Raw genomic sequence first — 6990 nt, forward strand, 5'->3', positions numbered from 1 at the left:
TTTTTTCTGCGTCGAAAGCAAATCAACCGTAGCGGAACTTAGCGTATTCCAATGCGCTTGTGAACAAGACAAGGTAAATTAATATGTGTGTAAAAAATTAGAACATAAAGGCAGAAGTAGCCGCTTTTTAAACTGTTTGTGCTATAATAGAGAACAACTATGAGGAACGTGTTAGACGTTCCTTATTTTATGTTTCGGAGGAAATATTGTTGGAAAATAAACGTAAAATAAGTAAAAAAAGTAATGTCGTATCGTTTATTCCAAACGGTGACTATTATTATCAAAAAGCACTAACAGCCTTAGAACGGGATCAATTAGATAAGGCGTATAAATATATTCAACGTGCTGCAGAACTTAGTCCGGATGACGGGCTTATATTAATGCAATACGGCATGCTTGAAATGGAATTGCAAAATTTTGAACATGCACATGAATTAATTCATACTGCGTATCATCTAGATCCAAATGAGCCGGAAATTGTTTTTATGCTCGCGGAAGTATCCGGCTGTATAGGGATGGTTCATGATGCTAAAAAATATGCATTGATGTATTTAGATATGGAACCACAAGGTATGTACGCTATGGAAGCGAATGAAATTTTAGACTTTGTGGAACTAGAAAAAGAAACGCTCGAACATTTAGAAGAACATGATGCTGAAAAAATGGTTGGACAAGAAAAAGCAAGAAGACTAATGGAAAAAGGCGATTTTGCTCAAGCTATTGAAGTGTTAGAGGAATTAATTGAGCAGTTCCCAGATGCTTGGCCAGCGTATAACAATTTATCACTGGCTTATTTCTATATTGGTGAAGCGGAAGAGGCGCATGCCTTATTAAATCATGTATTAAGAGAAAATCATGGGAATTTACACGCGTTATGTAATTTAGCTGTATTTGCGTACTATCAGAAAAATGAACAAGAGCTAAATGACCTGTTGCAAATTTTAACGAAGATTCAGCCATATGAATGGGATAATCGCTATAAACTTGGTGCAACATTAGCATTAATCGGACAATATGAGGTAGCGTACAAATGGTTACGTTCTATGAATAAACGCGGTTATGAAGGAGATCCTGGTTTTTATTTTTGGCTAGCACAATCTGCTTATTTCTCAGGTCAGGAGGATGTGGCAAAGCAAGCGTGGAAGCAGCTACTCAAACTAGATCCTACGAAGGAAGGGTTTGAACCTTGGGTACATGATGAGAGTAAAGGGAATTCACTTGAAAATAGCCGTGAGATTATTATTGATAAAGTGAATAGCAACTTTACATCCGAACGCTTATTTGGCTTTTTCTTGCTAAAGCGCTCTGCCCATAAACAAGAAATTATTGCGCACCCTAAATGGATTGATGTCGCAAATTATAATGAAGTAGAAAAGTTATGTTTAGCCTATGCGCTTGGTCATGAGTTTAGCACTAAAAGAAAAGGGGAACTTCCTATTTTACGAGCGATGGAAGTAGCAGAATTCATTACACAAAAATATGGCGCTATTCATTTAGAAGCAACACATGTTTTACAGCTATGGTTTGCTTTATTTGAACTAGCCATTGAAGCGAACTATCCTTTTAGAAATGTGAAAGCATTAGCCGCTGCAGTCGATTATATGTTCCATTCAGCCATGGATGAAAAAGTAACAAAAAAACAATTTGCTGAGAAATATGAGACTACTGTCGCAACATTGACAAAATACTGTGATGAACTACTTGAGTTTGTCCCAACTAGCGTATAAGCATATTTATTGAAACGATTAAAAATATCGCATACGATATAAATGTGAGAAGTGGTAGAGGAGGTCTTTTAAAATGGCAGAAGAAAAAATTTATGACATAGTAATTATTGGTGCAGGTCCTGCAGGATTAACAGCAGCCGTGTATACATCACGTGCGAATCTTTCGACACTAATGTTAGAGCGTGGCATTCCAGGTGGTCAAATGGCCAATACAGAAGAGGTAGAAAACTATCCTGGCTTTGATACGGTTTTAGGACCAGAGCTTTCAACAAAAATGTTTGAGCACGCGAAAAAATTCGGTGCTGAGTATGCTTATGGTGATGTATCGGACATTATTGACGGGGAAGAATATAAAACAATTATTGTTGGTAAAAAACAATACAAAGCACGTGCCATCATTCTTTCAACAGGTGCAGAGTATAAAAAAATGGGCGTTCCAGGTGAAAAAGAGTTGGGTGGCCGAGGCGTAAGCTATTGTGCTGTATGTGATGGGGCATTCTTTAAAGGAAAAGAATTAGTCGTAGTAGGTGGCGGCGACTCGGCGGTAGAAGAAGGTGTGTATTTAACACGCTTTGCAGAGAAAGTAACAATTGTTCACCGACGCGATAAGCTACGTGCGCAAAAAATCTTACAAGACCGCGCATTTGCGAATGAAAAAATTGACTTTATTTGGAATGCGACAGTAAAAGAAATTCATGAAGTAGATGGCAAGGTAGGTCGTGTAACACTTGTATCTACGGTAGACGGCACAGAATCTGAATTTAAAACAGACGGCGTATTCATTTACATCGGTATGGTGCCATTAACAGCTCCATTTGCGAATTTAAATATTTTAAATGAAAATGGCTATATCGTGACGAATGCCAAAATGGAGACAGCGGTACCAGGCATCTTTGCAGCAGGAGATGTTCGTGATAAAATGTTACGTCAAATCGTAACTGCTACAGGCGATGGCAGTATTGCAGCCCTAGCAGCTCAGCACTATGTAGAAGAATTAAAAGAAAAGTTAAACGTATAAATTAACGATACCTTAATAGTATTGTAACTTTTACGAAACAAATAAGGGATATAATAGAAAATGTAAAAACTGCTTACCACAGTTGTTTTTCATAATTGTTTTATTCCCCTTTTATATCTTTTTAGGTTGTTTGAACGGCAAGAGCCCGAAAAACAACCTCTTTTTTGTGTGTACATTAAAGGCACGTTATAATGGAGAAAAGATTAAGAAGATTAGAGGTGTTAGCCAATGCAAAGAATCGCAAATTTATTAGCTATACAAGGGAATGAAGTTTTATTGTTACAAAAGCCGAGACGTGGCTGGTATGTGGCCCCTGGTGGCAAAATGGAGAGCGGAGAATCGATCTATGAAGCGGCTATTCGTGAGTTTCAAGAGGAAACAAATGTAACGCCTCATGATGTGCATTTAAAAGGCGTCTATACAATGGTCATTAAAAACAATGAACGCGTTGTGGATGAGTGGATGCTGTACACATTTATAGCAAAAAAAGTAGAAGGAACAATCTTTAAAGAAACACGTGAAGGCAAACTTGCCTGGCACTCAATCGAAAGCTTAGAAACGCTTCCGATGGCACAAGGAGATCGAACAAATTTATTATTTGCGGCTTATCAAAAAGGAATCCAATATGGTACGTTTGAGTATACAGAGGATTTTGAGCTAATTAGTGAAAAGATTCAGTCGTCAATCGAATAGTAAAAGAGGAGAGAAGAAAACGTGGGCAATCATCAGCACTATACACATGAATTAGTTATTATTACAGGGATGTCTGGAGCGGGGAAAACGGTTGCGGTACAAAGTTTTGAAGATTTAGGTTACTACTGTGTAGATAATTTACCTCCTGAATTATTAACGACGTTTTTAGCATTAATGAGAAATTCAGATAAAAAGATTTCACGCATTGCGGTTGTGATGGATTTACGCGGTCGTGAGTTTTTTGACTCTATGGTAGATGCGCTCGATGCACTGGAAAGAGAAGAAGATATTACGCCACATATTCTGTTTTTAGATGCGGATGATGAAACACTAGTACGTCGTTATAAAGAGTCTCGTCGTTCGCATCCATTAGCACCGATTGGTTTACCGCTTACAGGAATTAACCAAGAGCGTGACATGCTAGGGGAAGTAAAGGGACGAGCAAAAACAGTCTTTAATACTTCTAAAATGAAACCACGTGAACTTCGGGAGCGCATTGCTTTGGAGTTTTCTCATACAAGCACGCCAATGTTTTCAGTCAATGTGATGTCATTCGGCTTTAAACACGGCATGCCAATCGATGCGGACCTTGTTTTTGATGTCCGCTTTTTAAAAAATCCTTACTATGTGGAAGAGCTTCGTCATAAAACAGGTTTACAGACGGAAGTATCTTCCTATGTTTTGGCGACAGATGAAACACAAGCACTCATTGCAAAGCTAACAGATTTATTTCAATTTATGATTCCGCATTATAAAGCGGAAGGAAAGTCCCAGTTAGTCATTGCATTTGGTTGTACAGGTGGTCAACATCGCTCTGTTACATTAGCAGAATACTTTGGGAAATTACTAGGGCATACAGAACAGACAGTGATTACACACCGAGATATTCAACATAGTTATAAAAAGGAATAACGGAATAAACTATTAAGATGAAAGGGTGATGTAATGCGAAAAAAGAAGAAGCGTATTGTCGTAATCGGTGGAGGTACAGGACTGTCAACGGTGCTACGCGGTTTAAAAACACATCAATTTGATATTACAGCCATTGTTACTGTAGCGGATGACGGTGGCTCCTCTGGTCGACTGCGCGATGATTATGACATTCCACCACCAGGAGATGTACGCAATGTCATTGCAGCTTTATCTGATGTAGAGCCATTAGTTGAGCAAATGTTTCAATATCGATTTACTAACTCGAATGATTTAGGGGGACATTCGCTAGGTAATTTAATGCTGACGGCGTTAACAGATATTACGGGTGATTTTAGTTATGCCATTGCTGAAATGAGCAAAGTACTAAACGTGCACGGTAAAGTGATTCCAGCAGCGAATAAAAAAGTAACATTGCATGCGGAATTGGAAGACAGTACTTGCATCCAAGGGGAGTCGCGCATTCCAGGAGCAAACGCACCCATTAAACGGGTATTTTTAACACCAGAAGATGTGCAGCCATTACCAGCAGCGATTCATGCAATCAATAAGGCAGATGTCATATTAATTGGTCCAGGTAGTCTTTATACGAGTATTATTCCTAATTTGTTAGTAAAAGAGATTGGCGAAGCGGTCGTCAAAGCAAAGGCGAAGAAAATTTACATTTGCAATTTAATGACGCAACGTGGTGAAACAACAGGTTATACAGCGTCCCGACATATTGAGGCTATTCATCAGCATGTGGGGACAGCATTTATGGAAGTCATTTTAATTAACAAAGATGCATTACCACAAAGTGTAATGGAAAGCTATAAAGAAGAAAATGCAGTGCCTGTCCAATTTGATATTGAACGTTTACAGGCATTAGGCCTTGAAGTCTTTAAAGAGGAAATTGCCATGATTGAAAATGGCGCTGTTCGTCATCATGCAGTAAATGTTGCGAGCTGGTTATGTAATTATGTAGAACAAATGGAGCGAGAATAAGCAAGATTATCGCAAACATATGGTATGATAGTGCATACATATTGTGTAAGAAAGGGGGATAATCACATGTCATTTGCTTCAGAAACAAAAAAAGAATTAACACAAGTGGATGCAGATGATCTCAGCTTGAAGGCAGAACTATCCGCCCTCATTCGAATGAATGGCTCGCTTAGCTTTGCGAATCGTCAACTTAGCTTAGATGTCCAAACGGAGAATGCAGCGATTGCGAGACGATTATATACGATTGTAAAAAAATTGTATACGTATAATGTAGAGCTACTAGTACGGAAAAAAATGCGTCTGAAGAAAAATAATGTATATATTTGCCGGGTTCGTGAAGGGGCAAAAGAATTATTAACGGATTTATATATCATTTCAGATGATTTTCAATTTCATCATATGATTGAAAAGGAACTTGTTCCAAAAAATAATCAAAAGCGTGCCTACTTACGCGGGGCCTTTTTAGCAGGTGGATCTGTCAATAATCCAGAAACATCTGCCTATCATTTAGAAGTCTACTCACTGTACAAAGAGCACGGTGAGGCACTAGCAGACTTAATGAATGAATATCATTTGAATGCGAAAACAATCGAACGTAAAAAAGGCTTTGTCACGTATTTAAAAGAAGCAGAAAAAATTTCTGATTTTCTTAGCTTAGTGGGAGCCCATCAAGCGATGTTAAAATTTGAAGATGTGCGTATTGTACGTGATATGCGTAACAGTGTAAATCGTATTGTCAATTGTGAAACCGCTAATTTAAACAAAACGATTGGTGCAGCACTCCGTCAAGTAGAAAATATACGTTTTATCGAAAATACAATTGGGTTAGATCAATTACCAGAGAAATTGCGTGAAATTGCGCGGCTTCGAGTAGAATATCAAGACGTCACATTGAAGGAACTAGGCGAAATGGTATCTACCGGCGTTGTAAGCAAATCGGGCGTAAATCATCGCCTGCGAAAAATTGACGAAATTGCCGATGCATTACGTCGAGGAGAACAAGTGAAAAGTTAAAGAGTACATATTTGGCACTCTTGCGTTTTTTACAAATGATTAAATTTAGGATTTCATCTCAACTTAATTTTAGTTCAAGATGTATAGCTCTAAAAGAAAATGATAACGATTTCATCAGGAAGCGTTGTTCTTTTTCAGTGTTTTCGCTAAGATAGAAATAAATGGATGCACGGTTGTGAAAGGGAGTTTTGCTAATGGTTGAAAACCAAGTACAAGTAAAATTAAAATCAGGCTTACAAGCACGACAAGCAGCACTTTTCGTGCAAGAAGCGAATCGTTATAAGTCTGAAGTATATTTACAAAAAGATGAGAAAAAAGTAAATGCCAAGTCCATTATGGGCATTATGAGCCTAGCGATCGCAAAAGGTACGATGGTGACATTAATGGCAGATGGTGATGATGCTGAAATGGCCATTCATGCACTGACAGCACTCATTCAACAAGAAGATTAAAAAGGGGGCGGAAAGTTTTTACTTTCTGCGCCTTTTTTGGTCCTTTGTCAATTGTTGGGGTAGCTTTTGAGAGAACGATAGAATTTGAGTATCCGATAAACCTTTCCTGCCATCCATTTCTTCCGAAGCGTAGCGAGGAAGGAATGGATGGCAGGTCGCGGCTCGCTTCGCT

Annotated in this window: 8 protein-coding genes; 7 read left to right on the plus strand and 1 reads right to left on the minus strand. The window is 38.4% G+C overall.

The window, feature by feature from the left end; all coding sequences use genetic code 11:
• Positions 1-209: 209 nt before the first annotated feature.
• From AC3II9_RS18520 to AC3II9_RS18550, 7 genes are all read left to right on the plus strand, one after another.
• The gene (locus tag AC3II9_RS18520; protein WP_489157816.1) at positions 210-1727 is read left to right on the plus strand and encodes a tetratricopeptide repeat protein; all 1518 of its coding nucleotides are present in this window, start codon (positions 210-212) and stop codon (positions 1725-1727) included.
• Between the two features lie 73 nt (positions 1728-1800).
• Entirely contained in the window at positions 1801-2745 is a 945-nt protein-coding gene (trxB, locus tag AC3II9_RS18525; protein WP_489157818.1) for a thioredoxin-disulfide reductase, read from the plus strand.
• 228 nt (positions 2746-2973) lie between these two features.
• Positions 2974-3438 (plus strand): NUDIX domain-containing protein, encoded by a 465-nt coding sequence (locus tag AC3II9_RS18530; protein WP_489157820.1) that lies wholly within the window; start codon positions 2974-2976, stop codon positions 3436-3438.
• 21 nt (positions 3439-3459) lie between these two features.
• Positions 3460-4350, plus strand: coding sequence for an RNase adapter RapZ (gene rapZ / locus AC3II9_RS18535; protein WP_489157822.1), 891 nt, complete (start codon positions 3460-3462; stop codon positions 4348-4350).
• A gap of 33 nt (positions 4351-4383) precedes the next feature.
• Complete coding sequence (locus AC3II9_RS18540; protein ID WP_489157823.1) at positions 4384-5352, plus strand: gluconeogenesis factor YvcK family protein; 969 nt, start codon at positions 4384-4386, stop codon at positions 5350-5352.
• Positions 5353-5418: 66 nt separating this feature from the next.
• A complete protein-coding gene (whiA, locus tag AC3II9_RS18545; RefSeq protein WP_489157825.1) occupies positions 5419-6366 on the plus strand; it encodes a DNA-binding protein WhiA in 948 nt (315 codons plus the stop codon).
• 194 nt (positions 6367-6560) lie between these two features.
• Positions 6561-6818, plus strand: a complete 258-nt coding sequence (locus AC3II9_RS18550) for an HPr family phosphocarrier protein (protein WP_489157827.1) — start codon at positions 6561-6563, stop codon at positions 6816-6818.
• Here the strand turns inward: AC3II9_RS18550 and AC3II9_RS18555 are convergent.
• Positions 6799-6990: hypothetical protein (locus AC3II9_RS18555; RefSeq protein ID WP_489157829.1), on the minus strand; the 192-nt coding region annotated here is incomplete at its 5' end. The genes AC3II9_RS18550 and AC3II9_RS18555 overlap by 20 nt on opposite strands.

The sequence above is a fragment of the Lysinibacillus sp. RU7 genome (genome assembly GCF_057837305.1).